This is a genomic window from Novosphingobium sp. FKTRR1 (assembly GCF_020404405.1).
In the GTDB taxonomy this organism is placed as follows: domain Bacteria; phylum Pseudomonadota; class Alphaproteobacteria; order Sphingomonadales; family Sphingomonadaceae; genus Novosphingobium.
Genome location: NZ_JAIZDA010000022.1, coordinates 34,726 through 58,849, shown reverse-complemented (window position 1 = coordinate 58,849; position 24,124 = coordinate 34,726). Strand labels below are relative to the sequence as shown.

At 65.7% G+C, this 24,124-nt stretch carries 19 protein-coding genes; 11 read left to right on the top strand and 8 right to left on the bottom strand.

The window, feature by feature from the left end:
• The first annotated feature begins 10 nt into the window (after positions 1-10).
• The gene (locus LDN95_RS17365; protein WP_164975688.1) at positions 11-1,108 is read left to right on the top strand and encodes a HigA family addiction module antitoxin; all 1,098 of its coding nucleotides are present in this window, start codon (positions 11-13) and stop codon (positions 1,106-1,108) included.
• Positions 1,109-1,155: 47 nt separating this feature from the next.
• On the opposite strand, the gene LDN95_RS17360 is transcribed toward LDN95_RS17365, so the two are convergent.
• Complete coding sequence (locus tag LDN95_RS17360) at positions 1,156-1,779, bottom strand: S24 family peptidase (protein WP_124809296.1); 624 nt, start codon at positions 1,777-1,779, stop codon at positions 1,156-1,158.
• 130 nt (positions 1,780-1,909) lie between these two features.
• Here LDN95_RS17360 and LDN95_RS17355 point away from each other — a divergent pair, with 130 nt between their 5' ends.
• Positions 1,910-3,001, top strand: coding sequence for an IS110 family transposase (locus tag LDN95_RS17355; protein ID WP_124809297.1), 1,092 nt, complete (start codon positions 1,910-1,912; stop codon positions 2,999-3,001).
• Positions 3,002-3,546: 545 nt separating this feature from the next.
• Here the strand turns inward: LDN95_RS17355 and LDN95_RS17350 are convergent.
• The 5 genes from LDN95_RS17350 to LDN95_RS17330 form a co-directional block, all read right to left on the bottom strand.
• Entirely contained in the window at positions 3,547-4,818 is a 1,272-nt protein-coding gene (locus LDN95_RS17350; protein WP_226018837.1) for a cyclopropane-fatty-acyl-phospholipid synthase family protein, read from the bottom strand.
• Positions 4,819-4,943: 125 nt separating this feature from the next.
• Positions 4,944-7,430: a TonB-dependent receptor gene (locus tag LDN95_RS17345; protein ID WP_226018836.1), complete on the bottom strand. Its 2,487-nt coding sequence runs from the start codon at positions 7,428-7,430 to the stop codon at positions 4,944-4,946.
• A 227-nt stretch (positions 7,431-7,657) separates the two neighbouring features.
• On the bottom strand, positions 7,658-8,929 hold the full coding sequence (locus LDN95_RS17340; RefSeq protein ID WP_226018835.1) for a TolC family protein: 1,272 nt from the start codon (positions 8,927-8,929) through the stop codon (positions 7,658-7,660).
• Positions 8,922-12,038, bottom strand: coding sequence for an efflux RND transporter permease subunit (locus tag LDN95_RS17335; RefSeq protein WP_226018834.1), 3,117 nt, complete (start codon positions 12,036-12,038; stop codon positions 8,922-8,924). Before LDN95_RS17335 ends, LDN95_RS17340 begins: the two co-directional genes overlap by 8 nt.
• 2 nt (positions 12,039-12,040) lie before the next feature.
• A complete protein-coding gene (locus tag LDN95_RS17330) occupies positions 12,041-13,207 on the bottom strand; it encodes an efflux RND transporter periplasmic adaptor subunit (RefSeq protein ID WP_226018833.1) in 1,167 nt (388 codons plus the stop codon).
• 93 nt (positions 13,208-13,300) lie between these two features.
• Here LDN95_RS17330 and LDN95_RS17325 point away from each other — a divergent pair, with 93 nt between their 5' ends.
• A complete protein-coding gene (locus LDN95_RS17325; protein ID WP_226018832.1) occupies positions 13,301-13,957 on the top strand; it encodes a response regulator transcription factor in 657 nt (218 codons plus the stop codon).
• On the top strand, positions 13,954-15,345 hold the full coding sequence (locus LDN95_RS17320) for a HAMP domain-containing sensor histidine kinase (protein ID WP_226018831.1): 1,392 nt from the start codon (positions 13,954-13,956) through the stop codon (positions 15,343-15,345). The genes LDN95_RS17325 and LDN95_RS17320 overlap by 4 nt, the downstream gene beginning before the upstream one ends.
• A 75-nt stretch (positions 15,346-15,420) precedes the next feature.
• On the opposite strand, the gene LDN95_RS17315 is transcribed toward LDN95_RS17320, so the two are convergent.
• Entirely contained in the window at positions 15,421-16,854 is a 1,434-nt protein-coding gene (locus LDN95_RS17315; protein ID WP_226018830.1) for a sulfatase, read from the bottom strand.
• A gap of 280 nt (positions 16,855-17,134) precedes the next feature.
• Between LDN95_RS17315 and LDN95_RS17310 the strand changes: the two genes are divergently transcribed.
• Complete coding sequence (locus LDN95_RS17310; RefSeq protein WP_226018829.1) at positions 17,135-18,151, top strand: class 1 fructose-bisphosphatase; 1,017 nt, start codon at positions 17,135-17,137, stop codon at positions 18,149-18,151.
• A 105-nt stretch (positions 18,152-18,256) separates the two neighbouring features.
• Here LDN95_RS17310 and LDN95_RS17305 read toward each other — a convergent pair whose 3' ends face one another.
• Positions 18,257-19,141 (bottom strand): sterol desaturase family protein, encoded by an 885-nt coding sequence (locus LDN95_RS17305; RefSeq protein WP_226018828.1) that lies wholly within the window; start codon positions 19,139-19,141, stop codon positions 18,257-18,259.
• Positions 19,142-19,421: 280 nt separating this feature from the next.
• Between LDN95_RS17305 and LDN95_RS17300 the strand changes: the two genes are divergently transcribed.
• Genes LDN95_RS17300 through LDN95_RS17275 form a run of 6 tightly spaced genes read left to right on the top strand, consistent with a single transcriptional unit; the run spans position 19,422 to position 24,119 of the window.
• Entirely contained in the window at positions 19,422-20,510 is a 1,089-nt protein-coding gene (locus LDN95_RS17300; RefSeq protein WP_226018827.1) for a putative urea ABC transporter substrate-binding protein, read from the top strand.
• Positions 20,511-20,549: 39 nt separating this feature from the next.
• Entirely contained in the window at positions 20,550-21,365 is an 816-nt protein-coding gene (locus tag LDN95_RS17295) for an ABC transporter permease (RefSeq protein WP_226018826.1), read from the top strand.
• The gene (locus LDN95_RS17290) at positions 21,362-22,141 is read left to right on the top strand and encodes an ABC transporter ATP-binding protein (RefSeq protein WP_226018825.1); all 780 of its coding nucleotides are present in this window, start codon (positions 21,362-21,364) and stop codon (positions 22,139-22,141) included. Before LDN95_RS17295 ends, LDN95_RS17290 begins: the two co-directional genes overlap by 4 nt.
• A gap of 13 nt (positions 22,142-22,154) precedes the next feature.
• Positions 22,155-22,634 carry a CopG family ribbon-helix-helix protein gene (locus tag LDN95_RS17285; RefSeq protein WP_226018824.1) on the top strand — a complete coding sequence of 160 codons (480 nt, stop codon included), beginning with the start codon at positions 22,155-22,157 and terminating at the stop codon, positions 22,632-22,634.
• Positions 22,631-23,467 (top strand): urea amidolyase associated protein UAAP1, encoded by an 837-nt coding sequence (locus LDN95_RS17280; RefSeq protein WP_226018823.1) that lies wholly within the window; start codon positions 22,631-22,633, stop codon positions 23,465-23,467. The genes LDN95_RS17285 and LDN95_RS17280 overlap by 4 nt, the downstream gene beginning before the upstream one ends.
• A gap of 16 nt (positions 23,468-23,483) precedes the next feature.
• The gene (locus tag LDN95_RS17275) at positions 23,484-24,119 is read left to right on the top strand and encodes an urea amidolyase associated protein UAAP2 (protein ID WP_226018822.1); all 636 of its coding nucleotides are present in this window, start codon (positions 23,484-23,486) and stop codon (positions 24,117-24,119) included.
• The last annotated feature ends 5 nt before the right edge of the window (positions 24,120-24,124 follow it).

The window sequence follows — 24,124 nt, the reverse complement described above, 5'->3', positions numbered from 1 at the left end:
GAATGCAACGATGGCGACCGCAGCCAATCAGTTCCGACCGGACTATGCCGTTCCACCCGGCTGGATCCTCGAAGAACGCCTGGAAGTCCATGGCATGTCACAAGCTGAGTTCGCTCGGCGATGCGGGCGCTCGGCCAAGCTCATCAGCGAGATTATTGCCGGCAAGGCACCACTTGAACCGGAAACTGCAATCCAGTTCGAGAAGGTTCTCGGAGTTGACGCCGATCTGTGGCTCTCGATCGAGTCCGGTTACCAGCTCCATCGAGCCCGTGAGGCTGACGCAGCACGGGCAAAGGACGCTATCGCCTGGTCGAAGACATTCCCCATCAATGACTTGGTAAAGCGCCGCTGCTTCCCAAAGCCCGTCAATCCCGTCGACGCGGTCTCGAAGCTGCTTGCGTTCTTCGGCGTAGGATCGCTCGACGCTTGGAATAGCCAGTACGGCTTGGCGAAGGTTGCCTATCGGCACTCACCGTCGTTCAAAAGCAATGAAGTTGCGCTCGCGACCTGGCTGCGTCTCGGCGAACTCGATGCGGAGCAGCAGGAGTGTGCAGATTATAGCGAAACGCAGTTCAAGCTGGCGTTGAAGCAGATCCGTGCCCTCACGCGTGAACCCGTCGAGCGAGCCGTTCCCCTTGTGCGCGCGCTCTGCAACGAGGCCGGTGTCGCAGTCGCTTTAGTGCCGCCGCTTGCAAAGACCGCGCTTAGTGGCGCCGCATGGTGGATTTCGCCTCGTAAGCCCGTGATCCAGCTCAGTGCACGCCATAAATCAGACGACCATTTGTGGTTCAGCTTCTTTCACGAAGCCGCGCACATTCTGCTCCACAGCAAGAAGAACGTTTTCGTCGATGACAAGTCGCGCGATGGCACCGACGAGGAAAAGGAGGCCGATGCATGGGCCTGCAACACTCTCGTTCCGACTTCCGCGTGGAGACAGTTCGTCGCAACCGAACCGCGCAGCGAACGGGCGGTTCTCGACTTTGCTGACAGCCAGGGTATCGCGCCAGGCATTGTCGTCGGCATGCTTCAACACAGCGGCATCTTGCCTTGGACCCATTTGAATGGCCTGAAGATCCGCCTCAAGTGGTCAACCGGCGCCGAGGATTGAGCGGTCGTGCGCCTCGCTCTGACGGGGCAACGCTCGAGCCGGCGGATTCACGCTAGCTGCATGCCGATCCAGATGACGCGCCCTACGATCTGTATCGCGTTTCTGATTAGTCCATCCCAGTTGGGATAGTTTGGATTGTCAGTCAGTACGGCGATGCGGTTTCGCGCCGGTTCGAGCGCGATCCTTCGTACCAGCAATCCGGTATCGGCTCGGATGACGTAGAGTCCGTCGCGAGGATTTTCGTTGGCGAGATAGCGCTGAATCAGCACCTCATCGCCATCCCGCAATGTCGGATACATCGCGTCGCCTTCGATTCTGACGATCGAAACTCCCGTCGGCTTGTGACTGAGACTGCGCAGCCATGCCTCGTCGACCAGACGGACACGCCCAAGGCTATCGTCAGCATCGGTGGCGCCAAGAACCGGGATCGCAATCGTCGATAGCCCCGCGCTTTCCGGAACCTCGTCTCCGCCAAAGACAGCGGCGGGGACGCCAAAATGAACCGACAGCTGCGCGATGTCGCTGTCGTCGAGATGCGCCGGGCTACCCCGCTTGATGAACTGTTGGATGTAGGCCGCATTCCGGCTCAGCAGGCGCGAGACTGACGAATAAGATTCGCCCCGTTCCTTGATTAGCTCGTCGAGCGCGCGGCGAGGATCGAGCTTGGCCATTCCTACGATTTCCTAGAACATGTTTCGTAATTCGAAGGAGCAATCCCATTCGGCGAATCCATTTCCGATTGCTACCCTCACATTGGTTTGCGGACGTCGGAAGTTTGCAGGGCTCCTGCCGCGAGATTAAATGACGCCGCGCCAAAATGCTATGTTTTCATGGAGGATAGTGTTGGCAGGTCGGAGGTACTGGGTTGGTTTGGATACCGGAGTTGCGGAAACAGCAGTGTGCCTCATCGACGAATTCGGTGAAATCCTGTTCGAAGGAAAACGAGAAACGCATGCTGGCCAGATAAAGGATATCCTGCGCCCATTTGGTGTCGAAGCGGTGCAGCGCATCACCATCGAAGCGGGCGTAGGCACTCACATGGTGCGTGAACTCCAGGCTCAGGGCTTTCCCGTCTATGTCGCTGAGGTTCGTCGTGCCTCCAAGTTCCTCGCTATCCGGCGGCAGAAGACTGACTCCAACGATGCGAGAGGGCTTGCGGAGCTCGGCCGCGTCGGACGCACCATCGGGGCAGAGGTCTTCGTAAAGCCACTCGACTGTCAGAACTTGCGCAGCCTCCTCAATGTCCGCAAGAACCTCATTCAGCAGCGCATGAAGATCGACGCCCTGGTTCAGTCCATCGTCCGTTTGCACGGAGGAAAGCTGAAGACGAGCAGCGGGGTTGGCAGGCTCGCGAGCGGCATCGAAGATCAGCTGGAAATTCTGCGGGCGGACGGGCTCGATGTCGATGCCGACGTCCGGCCGCTCATTTCGATTGCGGAAAACCTTCGTTCGCATATTGCAGGAATGGACAAGCGGCTCCGTGCGGCAGCTCTTGCTCATCCGGTTTGTTCAAACCTCATGACCGTCCCTGGCGTCGGTCCAATCACCGCCTTGTCCTTTTACAGCGCCATCGGCGATCCGTCGCGCTTTCAGCGAACCCGCGATGTTGGCCCCTATTTCGGATTGACCCCAACAATCCATCAGTCGGGCGTTCTCGCCCGGGTCGGCCGGATCAGCAGGTTCGGTAGCAAGCTCACGCGGACTCACCTGGTTTCGGCTGCCACCGTCTTGCTGTGCTCGACAAAGACGGAAAGCGCACTGCAGGCATGGGGGCTGACACTGAGGAAGAAAGTAGGCTTGTCGAAAGCCAGGGTTGCTGTGGCTCGAAAGCTGGCGGTCGTCATGCTTCACATGTGGAAGTCTGGATCCTCCTTTGACCCGGCTCGCACATGACAAGTTCCTCCTGACGGAGGGGCAGGCCTGGACCCCGCATCGTTTTCTGGGGCTCTCACCCCGGCGTAGGTAATTGGGCCAGGCCTGCCGATCACAGCCGCCAGACTATCCATTCCAATCGCGTGTTGGACGAGATCGCCTGAGAGTACGCGGGCCAAGTTGGAACGCTTCATGAACGGTTTTCTGCGGGCCTTTCGGTCCCTACAAGGCTAGATTTTCTGCTTTTGTTCACGGTGCAAAAATGGCGGAAATCCGCCATTTTTTGAAGATTCGAGTCCTAGCAAAAGACTCGAACCTCTAAACCACACCGAAATGCGGGCTTTTGTGCGGGCCTTCGCAAAAACCACATCGTCTATGTTGCTGTTATAACACAGAAAAAATTATTCGATGCGGGTCCTCTTCTGGGCACCACTTGCTCTCCCGGCATCGGCCGGGAGGGTGGTTTCTTCAGCCAGCTTCTGACGATATCGCACGGATGGTGCAGCGCTTTGCCTGAGGCAAAGGGCCTCCGACCCTTGTCATCGCGCTCCGCCCGATCCGGGCCTTCACGCTTCGTGCAGGGCCAGATGCCATTGCGGCGCGGCCTCCAGATCGAGCAGGCGATTCATCTCGCGCGCGATGCTGTCACGCGTCCTTGGCAAGACCGCCTGCCGCTTGACGCTCTGGATATGGAAGTTGACCAGATTGCCGTTGCGGAACGCCTGCTCGGCCCCGGCCAGATAGAACTGCCACATGCGCAGCAGTTCGGCATCATACAGCTTGGTGATCTGCTCGGCGTGCAAGGTGGTGCGGCGATACCATTCGGCCAGCGTCAGCGCATAATGAAAGCGCAGCACCTCGACGTCACCGACCTGCCAGCCGGTGCGCTCGATGGCGCCGACCAGTTCGCTCATCGCCGGGATATAGCCTCCGGGGAAGATGTATTTGCGCGTCCACGCATCGGTGCTGCCCGGCCCGCGCGTGCGCCCGATGGTGTGGGTGAGCATCACCCCGTCATCGGCCAGCAGATCGAAGGTGCGGCCGAAGTATTCGCCGAAATGGCGCGCGCCGACATGCTCGATCATGCCCACGCTGGTGATCCGGTCGAACGATCCGCGCACGTCGCGATAATCGATCAGTTCGAAACGCACTTTGTCGGCCACGCCCGCCGCCTCGGCGCGTTCCTGCGCGAACTTGACCTGATCAGGGGCGAGCGAAACGCCCAGCACCTCGCACCCGTAGTGCCGGTTGAGATAGAGCGCGAGGCCGCCCCACCCGCAGCCGATATCGAGCACGCGGAACCCGTCGGCATCGCGCGGCAGGTTGAGCTTGGCGGCGATCAGCGCCTTCTTTTCCAGTTGCGCGCGCTCCAGCCGCACTTTGTCGTCGGCGAAGTAGGCCATCGTGTATTGCCGGTCCTCGTCGAGGAACAGCTCGTAGAATTCGCGGGTCAGGTCATAGTGGTGGCGGACGTTGCGGCTGGCGCGGGTGCGGTGGTTGAACTGATCCAGCCACCATGCGGCCCGGTCGGCGGTGCGTGACAGCACACCGGGGGCTTCCATGTGCTTGTTGGCCGCATTGGCCTGCGCGCTGACCAGCAGGACCAGATCGCGGATATCGTGCGGCGGTTCCACCACCATCCAACCGCGCATATAGGCCTCACCCGCGCCAAGGGCCGGGTGGCGCGCGATGTGGCCCGCAGCGCGCTTGTCGACAAACCGCAAGTGCACCGGCTCGCCCTGCCCAGTACCGTAGTCGTAAACCCGACCGTCGGTATCGGTAACCCGCAAATGACCGGTGCGAATCGCACCCCGCAAAAAGCGATCAAGCAGCCACATGGTATTGCCCCTTCCACCCGGAAAGGCTTGAAACCACCGGGAACAGTCGAAGTTCCCTACCAATAGGCCAAATCGACTATTTCGGGAAGTGGGGCGTGCAAGGACGGCATTACTGCAAGGTGCGATCAGAACTGCAGGCGAACTCCCGCCTGAAACGAACGTGGCGCACCCGGAGCAACGAACGTCGACGAACGCAGCGGATGTTCGCCAGCGGCATTGGCGGCAAAGGGTTGCGCCACGAAGCGCCCCTGCTGGTCGAAGCCGGTAGCGCCCAGTTGCGCGGCGGTGGCATAGGCCGCGTCGAACAGGTTGCGCACCGTGAAGAACAGTCGTGCACGGCGCTGCACCTGCCATTCACCGCCAAGATTGGCGACCATGTAACCATCGGTCCGCCCTGCGCCGAGGTAATGGACCCCGTCCGGCTGGTGGCGGTTGTTCTCGTTGCCGCGCGCCCACACGCCCGATGCCGCCGTCAGATCAAGCGAGAGAGCCAATGCCGGCGTCGCCTGCCAGCCGAGCTGCACTTTGCCCAGATGGCGCGGCACCAGCGGTATCGCATCGCCGGGCGCGATCGTGATCGACCCGTCGAGCCCCGGTTCTGTGGCATCGTTGCTGCTGTTGCCCGATCCGCCAACGACCTCGCCCGAACGATAGGTGGCGTCGAGCAGGGTATAGCTGGCCGCCAGCGTGAAGGCGCCGCGCGCGACACTGCCGCGCAGTTCCAAGCCTTGCCTGCGGGTCTTGCCGAAGTTGCGGAAATAGCCGTAGCCGGACGGGTTGTCGGTAACGAACAGGATATCGTCGGCAGCATCGGTGCGGAACAGCGTGGCGCCCAGCGACCAGCGCTTGCCATGCAGGCCGGCGCGCAGTTCGACGGTATGCGCGATGACCTGCCGCAGCGGCGGGTCGCCCGCCAGCGCGTTGGGCAGGCGACAAGGGCTGGCCGGATCGGAACAGCCCAGTTCGATGGCCGATGGCGCACGGCTGGCCTGCGACCACGCCAGCGCAAGGTCGATCCCCTCGCCCGGTTGCCAGGAAAGCGCCGCGGACGGATTGAACCGGGCATAGACCGGATCGCTGTCGAGCGAGCCGGTGCCGCCGCCCGGCGTGATGCGGTCGCGGTTGTGAACTTGCGTGCGATCATAGCGCCCGGCCAGATCGAGCCTGAGCGTCCTGGTCAGCGCCGCGCTTTCCAGCGCATAAAGACCGAGACTGGTGGTCCGCGCGTGAAGATCGACCCGCGCGTCGAACGCTTCGTCCGAAGCCTGCGTGCCATCGGCAAAGGCGCCCGGCCCATCGACCGTCGCCACGGTGCGATCGGGCAGCAGATAGCCGAACCGCGATGTCTGGCCAAAGTCGGCGCGGCTGGAAACAAACGCCGCGCCCAGCGTCAGCCGCTGCTCGATCGCGCCGATTTGCCCCGCAACCGCCAGTTCGAGCGATCCGCCCCATTCATCCTGCCGGGTGCGCGAGGCGTTGAGCAAGCCGTTGCACACCTCGTTCGGTTCGGAATTCAACCGGATCGCCGCGATGCAGCGCCACTTGGGGAACGCGGTGTTGCCTTGCGTTTCACCTGCCAGCGGAAACCCGTGATAGCCCGCTGCGGTGAGCGCGGCCTGTTCTTCGTCGTCGGGCTGATAGAGATCCTGCCCCAGCGAATCATCGTTGATGTCGCCGTTCAGCGTGCGCGCCAGACTGCCCCGCCAGAACCCATTGCCGCTGAGCGTCACGCCTTCCGACAGCGTGCGATGCGCGGTGAGCGTGACCATGCCGCTGTCGTTGCGGGTGGTGTCGGGCGCGGTGTAGATGCTCGCCTGGTCGGCGGCGAGCAGTCGCACGTCCTGTAATCCGTTGCCGTTGAGCGTGCTCCGGCCATAGAGCCCGGTCAGCGCCACGTCGCCGCGTGCATCGCTCCAGCCCAATTTGGCAAAGGCCCGCGTCGCGCGCGATGCCGACAACGCGCGCCAGCCGTCCTCGCGGAAGTGATCGACCGCGGCAAACCAGTCGAAGCCACCGGTGGTCACGCCGCCTGCCTGAACGCTGGCGGTGATCCGGCCGAACGATCCGCCCGACGCCTCGGCGCGCAGTCCGGGGTCGCTGCGCCCGTCCTTGGTCGTCAGCACCACCGCGCCGCCCAGCGCGTTGCGGCCGAACTGCGGCGCGGCGCCCGACACCACCGACACCTGCCGCACCGCCGCCAGCGGGATCACGTCCCACGAAACCACATCGCCGAACGGCTGGTTGATGCGCACCCCGTCGAGCCAGACCGACAGCCCTTGCGGCGTGCCCAGCAAGGGCGAGGCGGTGAACCCGCGATAGGCGATGTCCTGTTGCAGCGGATTGCCCTGCACTTCGTTGATGCTGACCCCCGGCGCGGTGCGCGCCAACTGGTCGGCCAGCGACACGGCGTTGGTGCGACGCATTGTGTCGGCATCGGCGACCGGGTCCGCATCGCGCCCCAACGGCGTGGCGACGACAAGGATCTGCGGCGCGGCGTCTCCAGCCTCAGCCCCAGCCTCGGCTGCATGCGCATTGGCGCTCGCGCTCGCTGCTCCGAGCAACGGCAAAATCAACCATGCCGCCCTTGTCCGGGCAGCCAAGCGCAAGACCATGACCTGTCTTTTCCTCTCCAGCACCGTGCAGCGCATCACGCGGCATAGCACGAGCCCGACCGATTGCACCTGCGTTCTGGCACAATTTGACCCAAAGTATTAGAGGGTTAAGCGTAAGGTGCGAAGGCCTGTCCACACGGTCGTTTCACCCGCTGCAACACATCGTTAGGCATGTTCGTCATCGCTGGCCCGGCATCGCTGGCCCGGCATCACGCCCGAGGTCGGCCCTACTTCACCGCTTCGGGGGCCTCATCGTCTCCGATCCACAATTCGTGCGCATCGATCCGCAGGCGGGTGATGGCGCGCTGCGCGTCTGCCCGCGCGACGCTTTCGGTGCGCAGCGCATCCTGCATCTGCCGTTCGGCCAGCAGCACGGCGGCCAGATCGATCTCGCCCAACTGGTGCCCGCGCCGCGCCTTTTGCAAGGCGGCGTCCTGCGCATCGCGCGCCGCCCGCGCCCTGCCCCACGCCGCATAAGCCGCTTCGGCTTCGGCCAGATCGGCGTCGGCGGTCTCGACGATGTCCAGCCGCACCGCCTGCAGATCGGCCTGCGCGGCACTTGCCTGCGCGCTGGCACGCTCGGCCAGCGCCGAGCGATAGCCACCGCCCAGCGGCAGCGAGAACACCAGCCCGCCACCGCGCTCGATCCCGCCCTTTTCGGAAAAGACGCGCAGACCCACCGAGGGATCGGCGGTGCGTTCCTTGCGCGCGCGGTCGGCCTGCGCCTGCGCCTGATTGGCCAGCGCTTCGGCGGCGGCGATCTCGTGGCTGCGGCCAAGGATCTTGTCGTGGAGGAACTGCAAGCCACCCGCCGGAATCTGCGGATCGGGCAAATCTTGCGCGCGGGCGGGCAGCGGCAGGCCGGGAAACTGCGCCGCCAGCCGCGCATGCGCCACCGCCTCGCGCCCGGCGGAGCGTTCGGCCTGCGCAAGCGCCGTGGCCAGCGCCGCCGCCGCCTGATCCGCCTCGATCTGCGCGGCATCGCGCAACTGCACGCGGCGCTGCACGCTCGACAGCAGCGCCTGCAGGTTGACCGCCGCCTGGGCGTCGACCCGGGCCTCCTGCGCACAACCAAGCCAGTCCCACCACGCCTGCGCCAGCCGCAGCGCGGTATGGTGGCGCGCGTCCTCGGCCATGTTGCTGGCATAGGCCAGCCCTTGCGCCCCGATCGTGCGGTCGAGCGCGGCCTTGCCCGGCAGGCGGACGGGGCGCGTCACTTGCGCCTCATACTCGCTGAACTGGCCTTCGTTGCGGACGTTGCGCCGCATGTAGCTGCCGCTCAGCGTCAGTTCGTGGGGGCCGCGCGCCAGAGCATCGGCCTCACCCTGCGCGGCGCGGACCCGCGCCAGCGCCGCGGCCATGCCGGGGTGCGCATCGAGCGCGGCGGTCACGTCGGCAAGCGCGGGCAGTCCCGCTTCGGCGGGTTCACCGGCGGCCAGCCCGACCTGCGGACACAGCGCGCCCAACACCGCCAGCGTGGTGACAAAGGCCTTACGCATCGGCGTTCTCCCGCGCGCCGGCCGCGCGTTCGGCGGCGCTTTCTCCGAACCGTTCATACAGGATCGGCAACAGCACCAGCGTCAGCAGCGTCGAGGTGATCAACCCGCCGATCACCACGATCGCCAGCGGCTTCTGGATTTCCGAGCCCGGCCCGGTGGCAAACAGCAGCGGCACCAGCCCGAAGGCGGCGATCGCGGCGGTCATCAGCACCGGGCGCAGGCGCCGCCGCGCGCCCAGTCGCACCGCTTCGGCCAGCACCATGCCGCCTTCGCGCAACTGGCGGAAATAGCTGACCATGACCAGACCGTTGAGCACCGCGATGCCCAGCAGCGCGATGAACCCGACCGAGGCCGGAACCGACAGATATTCGCCCGAAATCGCCAGCGCGATCATCCCGCCGACCAGCGCGAACGGGATGTTCACCAGGATCAGCGCCGAGGCCCTGACACTGGCCAGCGTGGCGTAAAGCACCACGAAGATCATCGCCAGCGACAGCGGCAGCACCACCATCAACCGGGCCGAGGCGCGCTGCTGGTTCTCGAACTGTCCGCCCCATACCAGCCGGTAGCCGGTGGGCAGCTTGACGTTGGCGGCAATGTCGGCCTTGGCCTGATCGACATAGCCGACCAGATCGCGCCCCGACACGAACGCCTGCACCATGGCGAAGCGCGAGCCGTTTTCGTGCTCCAGCTTGACCGGCCCGGCCACGCGCTGCACCCGCGCCACGTCGCTGGCGCGCACCAGCTGGCCGGTGGGCGAGCGGTACGTCTGGTCGGCGAAGGCGGTGGGCGATTGCCCGGTTTCGGCATCGGCGGAACGGATGACGATGGGCACGCGGCGCAGGCCATCGGCCACCACCCCCGCCCGCACGCCTTCGACCTGGGCGCGCATGGCGTCCTGCAACTGGTCGATGGGCATGCCCGCGCGCCCGGCGGCAACGCGGTCGATATCGACCTGCAGGTAATCGACACGGTCATTGGCCACGCTCAGCGCCTCGCTGGTGCCGGGAATGGCCTTCAGCCGGGTCTGGATCTGCCCGGCAAGGCGCGCCAGTTCGGCGTTGTCCGGCCCGAAGATGCGGATCGCCAGATCGCCGCGCGCGCCGGTCAGCATTTCGGAAATGCGCATCTCGATCGGCTGGGTGAAGCTGGTCTGGATGCCCGGCAGATCGGCCAGTGCAAGGCGGATCTGTTCGACCAGCCAGTCCTTGTCAGCAACCCGCCATTCGGACCGGGGCTTGAGCCGCAGGAACGTGTCGGTCTCGTTCAGGCCCATCGGATCGAGCCCCAGCTCGTCCGACCCGGTCCGCGCGATCACGTCGGTCACTTCGGGCACTTTGGCCAGGATCGCGCGCTGCACTTTCATGTCGCCGTCAAGGCTGTGCGGCAGCGAGATCGACGGCAGCTTCATCAACTGCACGATCACGCTACCTTCATCCATCGTCGGCAGAAAGGTTTTGCCGGTAAGGGAATAGGCGACGCCGGTCAGCACCAGCGACAGCCCCGCGATGGCGAACACCAGCCGCTGACGCACGAATGCCCCCGCCAGCAGCGCGGCATAGCGCGGGTTCAACTGCCGCATCAGCCACGGTTCGTGATGATGACCATCCGCATCGGGCTTCACTTTCAGCACATAGAACGCCAGCACTGGCACGAGCGTCAGCGAAAGCACCAGCGCCGAAAGCAGCGCCAGCACGATCGTTAGCGCAACCGGCGAGAACAGCTTGCCTTCGAGCCCCTGCAACGTCAGCAGCGGCAGGAACACCAGCGCGATGATCGCCATGCCCGAGGCGACAGGCGTTGCGACTTCGGCAGCGGCGGCCAGCACGGCGTGCAGCTTGCCCGCTGCCGCCCGGCGCGGATCGCTCAGCCGCTCGACCACGTTTTCGACCACCACCACCGCGCCATCGACCAGCATGCCGACCGCGATGGCAAGGCCGCCAAGGCTCATCAGGTTGGCGGTGATGCCGATGGCGCGCATGAAGATGAAGGTCAGCAGCGCCGCCATCGGCAGCGCCAGCGCGACGATCACCGAGGCCCGCACATCGCCAAGGAACAGCAGCAGCAGCACGACCACCAGCAGCGTGGCTTCGAGCAGCGCTTCCTCGACGGTGCCCACGGCATGCCCGATCAGGTCCGAACGGTCGTAAAAGATGTCGAGCTTCATGCCCGCAGGCAGGCTGGGCGCGATCTCGTCGAGCCGCGCCTTGACCCCGGCCACGACCTTGGAGGCATCGGCTCCGCGCAGCGCCATGACCAGTCCTTCGACCGCCTCGCCCCGACCGTTGCGGGTGACCGCGCCATAGCGGGTGAGCGCACCGATGCGCACGGCCGCGACATCGCCGACCCGCACGATCCCGGTCGCCCCGGAACGCACCACCACGGCGGCCAGATCGTCGACATTGCGGATCGCCCCGGTGGCGCGCACGATCAGCGCTTCCTCGCCCGTCACCAGCCGCCCGGCGCCATCGTTGCGGTTGCCCGCCTGGATCGCGCTGGCAAGGTCGGCCACGCTCAACCCCGCGCCCGCCAGCGCGGTGGCATCGGGCGCGACCTCGAAGGTTTCGACCATGCCGCCCAGCGCGTTGACATCGGCCACGCCGGGCACCGTGCGCAGCGCCGGACGGATCGTCCAGTCCAGCACGCGGCGCTTTTCGGCAAGGCTTTGCGGCCCTTCGAGCGTGAACATGACCATGTCGGACAGCGGGGTGGAGATCGGCGCCATGCCGCCGCTGACCGTGGCGGGCAGGTTGCCCATCACCCCGGCCAGCCGCTCGGCCACCTGATTGCGCGCCCAGTACACATCGGTGCTGTCATCGAAATTGATGGTGATGTCGGCGATCGCGTACTTGGCGACCGAGCGCACCACGTCCTGATGCGGAATGCCCAGCATTTCGGTCTCGATCGGGGCGATGACCCGGCTCTCGACCTCTTCGGGGGTCATGCCGGGGGCCTTGAGGATGATCTTGACCTGCGTGGACGAGATATCGGGAAAGGCATCGATCGGCAGGCCAACGAATGCCCAGACCCCCGCGCCGGCCAGCGCCAGCGCAATTCCCAGCACCGCCAGCCGCATCGCCAGCGCGCGTTCGACCAGTCTGCGCAGCATCGTTACTGTCCCTGACCGATGGCTTTGAGTTCGGCGATGCCCGCGCTGACCACGCGATCACCCGCGCGCAATCCCGCGCTGGCACCTCCGGGGGCGCCTCCGGTGGCACTCCCTGCCCGCACGATGCTGTGCCCGTCGAGTTCGCCTGCGACCACCACCCTTACCCGGCGCAGGTTGTTGCCGTCATCGACGAACACCACGTCGCCTGCATCGGTATGGGTGACCGCGCTGGTCGGCACGGCGATACCGCTGCCCTTTGCCGGCGCCCCGGCAATCGTCACCTGCACGCCCTTGCCCGGCACGAAGGCGGTTCCCGGCGGCAAGCTCGCTCTGGCGGTCAGAGAGCGCGTCAGCGGGTCGAGCGACCCGGTGACCGCCAAAATCGTTCCGCGCACGCTGTGGCCGTCCTGAACGACGCTGAGAGGCATGCCAGCGCGAACTTGCCCGGCCAGCCGCTCGGGCACTTGCAGATCGAGCCGCAACGCGCTGGTGTTCTCGACGATGAACGGCGCAGGGCCCATGCCCACCGCGCCGCCGGTATCGACGCCGACGCTGGCCACCCGGCCACTGATCGGCGCGCGCAAGGTGATGGTGCCGTTGCTCCCGGCTCCGCCCAGCGCCAGCAGGCGGCGATTTTCGGCGACGGTCGCCTGCGTGGCGCGCAGCACGGCGCGCGCTTCGTCGGCGCGGGCCGGGGCGATGATCCCTTCGCGGGCAAGCTGGCCCAGCCGCGCCGCGCTGGCCGAAGCCACCGGCAATTCGGCCTGAGACCGGGCCAGCGCCGCGCCATATTGCACCGCTTCTGCCGCGCGGACGACGGCCAGCGCCTCGCCCTTGCGCACTGCCTGCCCCTGAATGACCAGCACTTGCACCACCGTTCCGGCAAAGGGCGTGGTCACCGCCACGCGCGCCTCGGGCGGCAAGGACACGACGCCGGGCACCGTGCCCACCGGCACCGCATCGGCCGCTGTCGCCGTCTCCATCCGGATGCCCAGCCGCGCGCGTTGGTCCGCGGTCAGCACGACCCGGTCGGGATCGGCCTTTGCGGCGGGTGCGGAGGCCGCAGCGGACAGGGATGCCGCATCGCTCTGCGCCTTCTGACAGGCCGACAGCGCGGGCACGACGAGCAGCGCACCCAGCAGGCACAACGGGGAAAGACGGTTGTTCATGGTGCTCCATCTGCAAGGCCAGTCTGACAGGAACTTGTCAGTTTCACCGACCAAGGTCATCTGGAACGTGCGTTGTGCGAAAAGGACTCATACTTGCGCCTCCTTCTGGTCGAAGACGATGCCCAACTGGCCATGCGGCTGAGCGGACGGCTGCGCGATGCAGGCTTTGCCGTCGATGTCGCGCGCACCCGCAGCGAGGGCGAGGACTGGCCCGATCTCGACAAGATTGCCGCCATCGTTCTCGATCTCAACTTGCCCGATGGCAGCGGGATGGACGTGTTGCGGCTGTGGCGGACGCGGCGGGTGGCGACGCCGGTGATCATCCTGACCGCGCGCGGCGGCTGGCAGGAAAAAGTGCAGGGCCTGAACGCCGGGGCCGACGATTTCGTGGTCAAGCCGGTGCGGTTCGAGGAACTGCTGGCGCGGCTGCACGCGGTTCTGCGCCGCCGGCAGGGGCCGGGCGAAAGCTGGTTGGAGCGCGGCGGGCTGCGGCTCAATCCGGCGAGCCGCACCGCCGAACTGGATGGCGCGCCGCTGACGCTGACGCGGATGGAGTTCCGCCTGCTGCACTTGTTCCTGCGCCATCCGGGGCAGATCCTGCCGCAAGGCCAGATCATCGAGCACATCTATGACTTGGACAGCGAGCGCCACCAGAACGCGGTCGAAGTGCTGATCAGCCGCCTGCGCCGCAAGGTCGGGATCGACCGGATCGAGACGGTGCGCGGCCTTGGCTACAGGTTTGCCGCATGAGCGGGCCGCACCCTCACCCGGCACCGGGACAGCGCTGGCAGGCGGGCAGTCTGCGCCTGCGTTTCCTGTGCGCGATCCTGCTGTGGGTGGCGATCGGCATCGGCGGCATCTGGTACTCGGCCACCCGCGTCTTTGCCCGCCATATCGAACTGCAATACCATGACGAATTGTACGGCCACGTCCGCGAACTGGCCGATCTGGTCACGGAGACGGGCGATGGGCACCTGCGGTTGATGCGGCCGCTGTCCGACCCGCGCTTTCTTGAGCCGCTGGGCGGGTTCTATTGGCAAGTGACGGTCGACAAGGGCGATACCTTGCGTTCGGGCTCGCTGACCCGTGGCGCGCTGGACGACAACGTTGCGCATTCGCCGCAAGTGTTCCACGCGGTCGACAGCGGCCCGACCGGCCCGGCCATAACCTATGGCTTCACCCGGCTGACGTCCGACCGTCGCGTGATCCATTACGTCATCGCCACCGACAAGCGCTATCTGGATCAGGCGATTGCCGGGTTCACCGTGGAACTGTCGGTGTGGCTGGTGGTGCTGGCGATCGCGCTGATCGGCACCGGCTTGCTTGCCATCGCGTTTGCGCTGCGCCCGCTCGACCGGCTGGTGCTGGCGGTGGCCGCGCTGCGCGACGGCCGGGGCGAGCCGCTGCAAGGACGCTATCCCGACGAGATCGCGCCGCTGGTCAGCGATCTGAACGCCTATGTCGCCGAAAACCGCGCGATCATCGAGCGCAGCCGGGTGCAGGCGGGCAATCTGGCGCACAGCTTGCGCACCCCGCTGGCGGTCATCACCGACGAGGCCGAAACGCTGGCAGGCGATCCGCAGACCCGCGCGCAAGGCAATGTGCTGCTGCAACAGGCCGAAGCGATGGCGCAGCAGATCGATTACCAGCTTGCCCGCGCCCGCTCGGGCGCCGCCGCGCGCACATCGGGACGCAGCAGCCCGTTGCCCGACGTGATCGCCCCGGTGCTGAGCGCGATGGGCCGCCTGCACCGCGACAAGCTGTTCCGCCTGCAGCTTCCGCCCGATTTCACCGCCAAGGTCGCGGTCGATCCGGTCGACCTTGCCGAACTGCTCTCGATCCTGCTCGACAATGCGGGCAAGTGGGCGCGCACGGCGGTGACCGTCACCATCGACCGGCACCCGGCGCAAGTACGGCTGCGCATCGCCGACGACGGTCCGGGCATGACCGCCGAACAGATCGCCACGGCCTGCGCCATCGGCACCCGCTTCGACCCGGCCATGCCCGGATCGGGGCTGGGTCTGGCGATCGCCCGCGACATTGCCGAAGGCTGGGGCATCACGCTGAACCTGACGAGCGCCGATGCGGATGGTGCGCAAATTGGCGGACTGGTGGCGGAACTGCTGATCCCCGCCTGAAACGTCCTGCCTGAAACGTCCTGCCTGAACAGGCCCGCCTGAACAGGCCCGCCTGAAACGTCCCGCCAATTCGAATCAGTCGCCCACGCCGTAATGGTCCGCCAATTCCTTGCCGGTGAAGCCATGGGTATAGCTCTGCGGATCGAGCGGCAGCATCGTGCGGTCCCACGCGCTCCACGCGCTGGCAAGCTCGTGGAAGATGCCCGGTTCGCGCTCTTTCAGGTTGGCGCGCTCCTGCGAGTCGGCGACCACGTCGAACAGGAAGGTGTTGCTGTTGATCTTCAGGTATTTCCACTGGCCGCGCCGCGCCGCCTGCTGATCATGGTTGCGATAGCGCCAGAACAGCGTGCGTTCGGGCAGGGTGCCGCCCGCGATGGCCGGGGCGATGTCGATGCCGTCGCTGGCATGGGCCGCGTCGGGCGCGGCTCCGGCAGCGGCAACGAACGTCGGCAGCCAGTCCATGGTGATGATCTGCGCGTCGCTGGTGGCGCCCGCGCGGGTCAGGCCCGGCCAGCGCACGATGGCTGGAATGCGCAAGCCGCCCTCCAGCAGTTCGGTCTTGCGCCCGGTAAACGGTCCGGTGTCGGAAAAGCGTTCGCCGCCATTGTCGCTGGTGAACACGACGATGGTATCGTCCTCCTGCCCGCTGGCCTTTAGCGCGGCAAGGATGCGGCCGATCTGCAAGTCCAGCCGCTGGACCATCGCGGCATACGTCGCAGCGGTACCACCATCGAAATGCATCAGCGCTTCGGGATCCTTGCGCGCGCCAAGGCGGGCAGATTCGGCCTGATCCTCAGGGGTTTCCCATGGCCAGTGCGGCGCGGTGAAATGCAGGCTGAGGAACCAGGGCCGTCCCTCCTTCGCGCCCGCGCCGATCTCGGCGATCGCGCGATCGCCCAGCATGTCGGTCAGGTAGCCCGCCTGATCGACCGCCGTCGCGCCGTCCCACAAGTCGGGCTTGCCGTCGCTGCCCTTGTGGCTGAAGTAGTCGACCGCGCCGCTGCGGATGCCCCAGAAATGCGCGTACCCGCTTTTAAGCGGATCGAAATCGGGCAGGCTGCCAAGGTGCCACTTGCCGACAAGCGACGTGCGATAGCCCGCCTTGGCCAGCAGCGACGGCAGCGTCGGATGGTCGGTCGGCAGGCCGACGTTGCGGCGTCCGGCCAGCGGCTCTTCCAGCCCGACCGGCAGGCGATACTGATAGCGTCCGGTGATCAGCGCGACCCGCGTCGCCGTGCACACCGCGCTGTTGGCATAGGCGCTGGTGAAGCGCAGCCCTTGCGCCGCCAGAGCATCGATCGCCGGGGTGCGGTATTCGCGCCGTCCATAGCACGACACGTCGGCATAACCCATGTCGTCGGCCATGATGTACAGGATGTTGGGCTGGCGTGCCGGGCGCGGGGTGGCGGCAGCAAAGGCACGGGCTGCCGGAAGGGCGAGCGCCCCGGCCAGAGCACCGGCAACGGTGGCGCGACGGGTGATGCCTGCAACGGGCTTGGGCTTGGTCATGGGCGCAATTCCGGACGATAAAATGATGAAGTCGGGGGCGGCATGACCCGCGCGTGGTCGCGTAGGGAACGTGCGAGCGCCTTCATATCGCCCGGCCCGATGAAGTAAACCGCAAGGTTGCCAGCGCCCCGCGCCATCCTTCTTGCTTGGGGATGCGCCAATTGCATACGAATGCGGTTGCGTCACGATTGGGCAACTGACATGTGCTATCGCGCGAACGGGGCACCTTTGGCCGTGCTCCGATCCTGTTATGGCCGACACTGTCCGGAGACCGCCGCCGATGACCCAACGCCTTACGCTGACCCGATTTCTGATCGAACAACAGCGGCGCGAAAACGCGCTCCCCGCCGAACTGCGCCTGTTGATCGAGACCGTCGCCCGCGCCTGCAAGACCATCGGCCACGCCGTGTCGAAGGGTGCGCTGGGCGAAGTGCTGGGCAGCCTGAGCCAGGAAAACGTGCAGGGCGAAGTGCAGAAGAAGCTCGACGTGATCGCCAACGAACTGCTGCTCGACGCGAACGAATGGGGCGGCCACTTGGCAGCGATGGCCTCGGAAGAGATGGAGACCATCCACCTCATCCCCAACCGCTATCCCAAGGGCGAATACCTGCTGTTGTTCGATCCCATCGACGGTTCCAGCAACATCGACGTGTGCCTGTCGGTCGGCACGATCTTCTCGGTGCTCAAGGCCCCGGCCGAAGCGGCTGGGCGCGAAGTGACCGAGGCTGACTTCCTCCAGCCCGGCGTCGAACAAGTCGCGGCAGGCTATGCGCTGTATGGCCCGCAGACGCTGCTGGTCCTGACCGTCGGCACCGGCGTGTACGAATTCACGCTCGACCGCGAAGTCGGATCGTGGCGGATGACCGACGGGCCGATCCGCCTGCCGCAGGGCACGCGCGAATTCGCGATCAACATGTCCAACCGCCGCCAGTGGAACGACACCGTAACCCGCTTCATCGACGACCGCGTCGCCGGTTCGGACGGTCCGCTGGGCAAGGATTACAACATGCGCTGGCCGGGCTCGATGGTGGCCGACGTGCACCGCGTGCTCAAGCGCGGCGGCACGTTCCTCTATCCCGCCGACGTCCGCACCCCGGGCAAGGCGCGGCTGCGCCTGATGTACGAAGGCAACCCGATGGCGTTCCTGATCGAACAAGCCGGCGGCGCTGCCACCGATGGCGAAATCCGCATCATGGAAGTCGTGCCCACCAGCCTGCACCAGCGCGTCGGCGTGGTGCTGGGTGATGTGGCCGAAGTGGCCGCCGCCACCGCCGAACCGGCGCTCTCTCCCGCCTGAACCATCGCGGGATGACAAAAGGCCCGGTCCGCTGTTTCAACCAGCGGTCCGGGCCTTTTTGTTGCGCCTTTTGCAGCAATGTTTGCGGGGCGATGGCCGCGCGGTTCAGTTGCCGATTGGTGAGGACGAACCTGTCCGGCGGTCTTTGATCATCGCCACCAGCGGGCGGAACGGGAACACCCACTGCTCCACGATCGACAGCCGCTTGCGCTCGTCCTGTCCGACGATCGACGCCTCCCCTTCCTTGTAGGTGCCGAAGATGCGGTCGATCAGGATCAGCGAGTTGCCATAGTTGCAGCGCGTGTCCTCATAGGGGACCGAATGGTGCAGGCTGTGGTGCCGGATCGTGGTGAAGAAGAACGAATAGAACAGCGGCGGGTCCGACCGCACGTTGGCATGGTTGAACGTGGAAATCGCCGCCGTGACGCTGAACGCGCAAAGTTCGGCGCTCAACTGGAAGTCGAAGAAGGCCACCACGCTCAGGCTGATCAGGAACAGCTCGATCGGGTTGCCCACGGCACCCTTCATCGCGTTCAACTGCGTGATGTGGTGGTGCGGCGCATGGGTCAGCCAGAACGGCGTCGAATTGTGCATCAGGCGGTGCATCCAGTACTGGCCGAACTCGACCAGAAAGATCACCATCGCCACTTGCGCCAGAAACGGCATGTGCTCTGCCCAAGGCGTGGCGATGCCCAGCGAATGCTTGGCCGCAAGGATCGGCTCCTCGGCCAGAAAGTGGCTCGCTTGCGAGATCACGGTGGCGTTGAGCACCATGTAGAACAAGTCGGTCAGAAACTCGCGCCGGTCCATGCGCCAGCCGGGATGGCGTTCGAACACCAGTTCCAGCCCCAGCACGAACGCCGTCACCAGCGATGTGACCGCCACCATGGTCCACGGGTTCGTCACCAATGCTGCCGGGGCGAAAGCCCAGAACAGCACGATCACCGCGACCGTGGCAGGGGGCAACAGGTCGACCGCAAGCTTCTTCATGACTTCCCGATCCGTGGCATGACTAGCGGCGCGCAATCCACGCCTTTCGAATCGAAGGCTAAGTCGAATCACGCCGCGCCAACCTACGCTATTTGACGTAGGCGCCGCAGACAAACGGAAATAATTTGTTTTTAATCAGATATTTAACCCCTAGGGGCAACCCCCATTTTTATTACAAAGGCGTCCAATCGTAATAATAGGAAGTGGACAATCGGGAATTCCGCCGTGATGCTGCAGTGCGAAAGGGGACAGACTCGTGCTCAGCATACTGGCCAGATCCATGACACGCAGGACCATCGCAGGCAGGGCCGCAAGGCTCGCGCTGCTGGCACCGGCATTGCTTGCCGCGTCCTGTTCGCCGTCCCCGGACGCCGCTTCGCAAAAGCGGCAGGAATTCAGCATCGGCTGGTCGATCTATGCCGGTTGGATGCCCTGGCCTTATGCCCAGCAGGCCGGCATCGTGAAGAAGTGGGCCGACAAGTACGGCATCAAGATCAACATCGTTCAGGTCAACGATTACGTTGAATCGGTGAACCAGTACACCGCCGGCAAGTTCGACGGCGTGACGGTGGCCAACATGGACGCGCTGACCATCCCCGCCGCCGGTGGCAAGGACACCAGCGCCATCATCATGGGCGATTATTCCAACGGCAACGACGGCGTCCTGCTGAAAGGCGCCAACAGCTTGCAGGCGATCAAGGGCCAGCAGGTCTATCTGGTCGAGCTGTCGGTATCGCACTACCTGCTGGCGCGCGCGCTCAATTCGGCAGGCATGTCGCTGACCGACGTCAAGACGGTGAACACGTCGGACGCCGATATCGTCGGCGCCTTTGCCAGCCCCGACGTGAAGGCCGCTGTCGCGTGGAACCCGCAGCTTTCGGTGATGAAGGCCCAGCCCGGCGTCACGCAAGTGTTCAGTTCCGCCGACATTCCGCGCGAAATCCTTGACCTGCTGGTGGTCGACACCGCCACGCTGAAGGCCAACCCGAACCTGGGCAAGGCGCTGACCGGCATCTGGTACGAAACCGTGGCGCTGATGCAGCGGCAGGACGCCAAGGGCAAGGAAGCGCGCGCGGCAATGGCCAAGCTTGCCGGAGCGAGCGCCGAGACGTTCGACAATCAGCTCAAGACGACGTTCCTCTATGCCGATCCCAAGGCGGCGGTGGCGGCCACGCAAGATCCGTCGCTGATCACCACGATGACGCGGGTGCGCGATTTCAGCTTCTCCAAGGGCCTGTTCAAGGGCGCATCGTCGGCCGACGCGGTGGGCATGTCCTTCCCCGCTGGCAAGACGCTGGGCGATCCGGCGCACGTGACGCTGCGCTTTGACGACAGCTTCATGAAGCTGGCCGCCGACGGGAAGCTTTAAGCGCATGGACGCGTCAGCAACCACCACAAAGGACGCCGCATGCGCTGGGTGAACCGCCAGATCGGCCCCTCGCAACGCTTTGCGCTGGGCGCTGTGCCGATCGCGCTGATCGTGCTGTTCTATCTGTTCATGGCCGCGCAGCGCCATGCGGTGAACCCGGCCGACAAGATCCTGCCGCTGCCCGGCGGCATGGTGCAGGCGGTGTCGGCGCTGATCTTCCAGCCCGATCCGCTTTCGGGCAACCTGCTGTTCTGGGCCGACACGCTGGCCAGCCTGCAACGGCTGGGGCTTGGCCTTGGCATCGCCACGCTGATGGCGCTGGTCGTCGGGCTGGTGCTGGGCGTGCTGCCGCCGATGCGCGCCACGTTCGGCCCGCTGGTGACCGGGATCGCGGTGATCCCGCCGATCGCGCTGCTGCCCATCCTGTTCATCGCGCTGGGGCTGGGCGACACCGCCAAAGTCGCGCTGATCGTGATCGGGATCGCCCCGGTGATGATCCGCGACATCGCCGCCCACGTCACCGCGCTGCCACGCGAACAGATCATCAAGGCGCAGACGCTGGGCGCCAACAGCTGGCAGATCATGATCCGCGTCGCCCTGCCCCAGGCGATGCCGCGCCTGTTGCAGGCGCTGCGGCTGGCGCTTGGCCCGGCGTGGGTGTTCCTGATCTCGGCAGAGGCGGTCGCCTCGGACGTCGGGCTGGGCTACCGCATCTTCCTTGTCCGCCGCTATCTGTCGATGGACGTGATCATCCCCTACGTCGCGTGGATCGCCATACTGGCGATCGTCATGGACGTGACGCTGGCTTTCCTCAGCAAGCGCATGTTCGGCTGGGCACATGGAGCAAACCATTGAGCGCGCTCCTTTCCCTTCGCGACGTGTGGGTCGAATACGGCGACAAGATCGTCCTCGAAAAGGTCGATCTGGACGTGGCCGCGGGATCGTTCGTCTCGATCATCGGGCCATCGGGTGCGGGCAAGAGCAGCCTGCTGCGCCTCATTCTCGGACAGGAAGCGCCGACGCGCGGGCAGATCCTGCTCGATGGCGTGCCGCTGGCGCCCGAATGCGGACCCGACCGGGGGGTGGTGTTCCAGCGCTATTCGGTGTTCCCGCACCTGACCGCACTGGGCAACACCGTGTTCGGACTGGAGTGCGCGCAATCGCCGTTGCTGGCGCGGCTGTTCGGCGGCGCCCGCCGCGCGGCGATGGCCGAGGCGACCGAGATGCTGGCAGCGGTCGGCCTTGCCGACAGCCTGCACTTGTACCCGGCGCAGCTTTCGGGCGGCATGCAACAGCGGCTGGCGATCGCGCAGGCGCTGATCAAGCGGCCGCGCATCCTGCTGCTCGATGAACCGTTCGGCGCGCTCGATCCCGGCATCCGCGCCGACATGCACGCGCTGATCACCCGGTTGTGGCGCGATTATGCGCTGACCATCATCATGGTCACGCACGATATCCGCGAGGCTTTCACGCTCGGCACCCGAGTGCTGGCGCTCGACAAGCGCCGCCATGATCCGCACGCACCGCACCGCTTCGGCGCCACGGCGGTCTACGATCTGCCGCTGCGCGACAAGGCAGCGCAGGCTGCGGCGGATACCCAAAGCGCCAGCGAAACGACCGGCGCAAGCTGAGAGAGGACCGCCGATGAGCACCGAACCAACCAGCCTTGCGCGGCTGAGCATGAGCCTTCCGGCCGACTTGTTCCGCAAGCTCGACATCATGGTCGAAGAGCGCCAGCTCCCCTCGCGCTCGCAACTGATCGCCGAGCTGATCCGCCAGGCGCTGGCCGCGCACGAAGCGCTGACCCGGCCCGACGAGTTGCTCGCGGGAACGATCACGCTGGTCTACCGGGGCGACCGGGGCCGGGTCCGCCAGCAACTGGCGCAGACCCAGACCGATTACCTCAAGGAAGTGATCTCGACCCAGCACGTGTTCCTTGAAGACGACCAGTCGCTCGAAGTGCTGCTGGTGCAAGGGCCCGCGATCCGGCTGAAGCATTTGTCCGATGCGCTGCGCCGGGTGCGCGGCGTCCAGCACCTTGAACTTGTCACCACCACCGCCCTGCTGCCGCCGCTCCACGAACAGGAGCCGGGCCAGGGTTCATCCGAAGGAGCGGCTGCATGACCGAAACGCTCGCAAACAAGCTGGCCAACCCCTTGGCCGCCCGCGACCATGCCCGCGCCATGGGCGGCACCGTGGTCGAGGCGATGCCGCTGCTGCCGCCGGTGGCCAGCGACCTGCCCGCCGATGTCGCCACCGCCGATCTGCTGTGGGAAGAAACCATCGCGGCTGGCGGCTATGCCACGCGGCGTCTGCCGCGCGGGGGGCGGTTGCGGCTGATCGACCTGCACGGCGATGCCTGCGCCTCGCTGCTGATCTTCAACGCCGAGATGCCCACCGAACGGCTCAGCTTTGCCGACACGGTGAAGGTACAGTGGAACGCCTATCTGGGGCAGGGCAAGCTGCTGCTGTCCGACATGGGCCGCGTGCTGATGAGCCTGACCGCGGACGACGCCGGAACGCACGACTGCTTTGCCGGAACCTCGAACGCGGCCACCAACGCCGCAAAATATGGCAATGGCAGCAACAGCGGCCCCTACCCCAACGGGCGCGACCGGTTCCTGCTCGGCACTGCCAAGCATGGGCTGGGGCGGCGCGACGTGCATGCTTGCGTCAACTTGTTCAAGGGCACCCAAATCGAGGCCGATGGCACGATCACCCCGGTGGTAGGCCCCTTCGCGCCGGGCCGCAGCGTGGTGCTGCGCGCCGAGATGGAAGTGATCGTGGTGATCGCCAACTGCCCGCACGTGCTCGATCCCCGGCCCGACTATACCGTCACCCCGCTGCGCGCGACCGCGTGGCGCGGGCCGGTGACCCCGCTCGACGACCCCATCCGCACCGCGACGCCAGAGGGCCTGCGCGCCTTCCTGAACGTCGAAGACTATTTCCGCCGCTGAACAAGGACGGGCCACCATGACCACCGATCCCCATCTGTCCGGCCTTTCGGGCGCCGTGATCCATGACGCCATCGTCCCCGCCCGCGCGCCCTGGCTGCACCACGTTGCCGCCGGGCAGACGCTGCGCATCGTCGATCTGGAAGGCAATCAGGCCGTCGACTTCCTGCTTTATTCCGCAGCCGACGATGCCGAACGCTATAGCGCGCAAGATACCGTTGCGGCGCAGGGCAACCTGTTCTTGCGCACCGGCACGGTCCTGCGCTCGAACGAAGGGCGGCCGATGATGACCATCGCCGACACCTCGGTCGACTATCACGATACGATCGGCGGCGCTTGTTCGTGCGAATCCAATACCTTGCGCTATGGCCATCACACCAAGGCGCAGCACGCCTGCGTCGAGAACTTCCTTGAGGCGAACCTGATCGAAGGGCGCACCAAGCGTGACATCGTGGCCAACATCAACTTCTTCATGAACGTGCCGGTCGAACCCGATGGCGCGCTGGGCATCGTCGATGGCATTTCCGCGCCGGGCCTGACGGTCGACTTGCGCGCCGAGATGGACGTGATCGTGGTCGTGTCGAACTGCCCGCAGATCAACAACCCCTGCAACGGCTTCAACCCGACGCCCGTGCGCATGATCGTGACCGCGTGAACGCT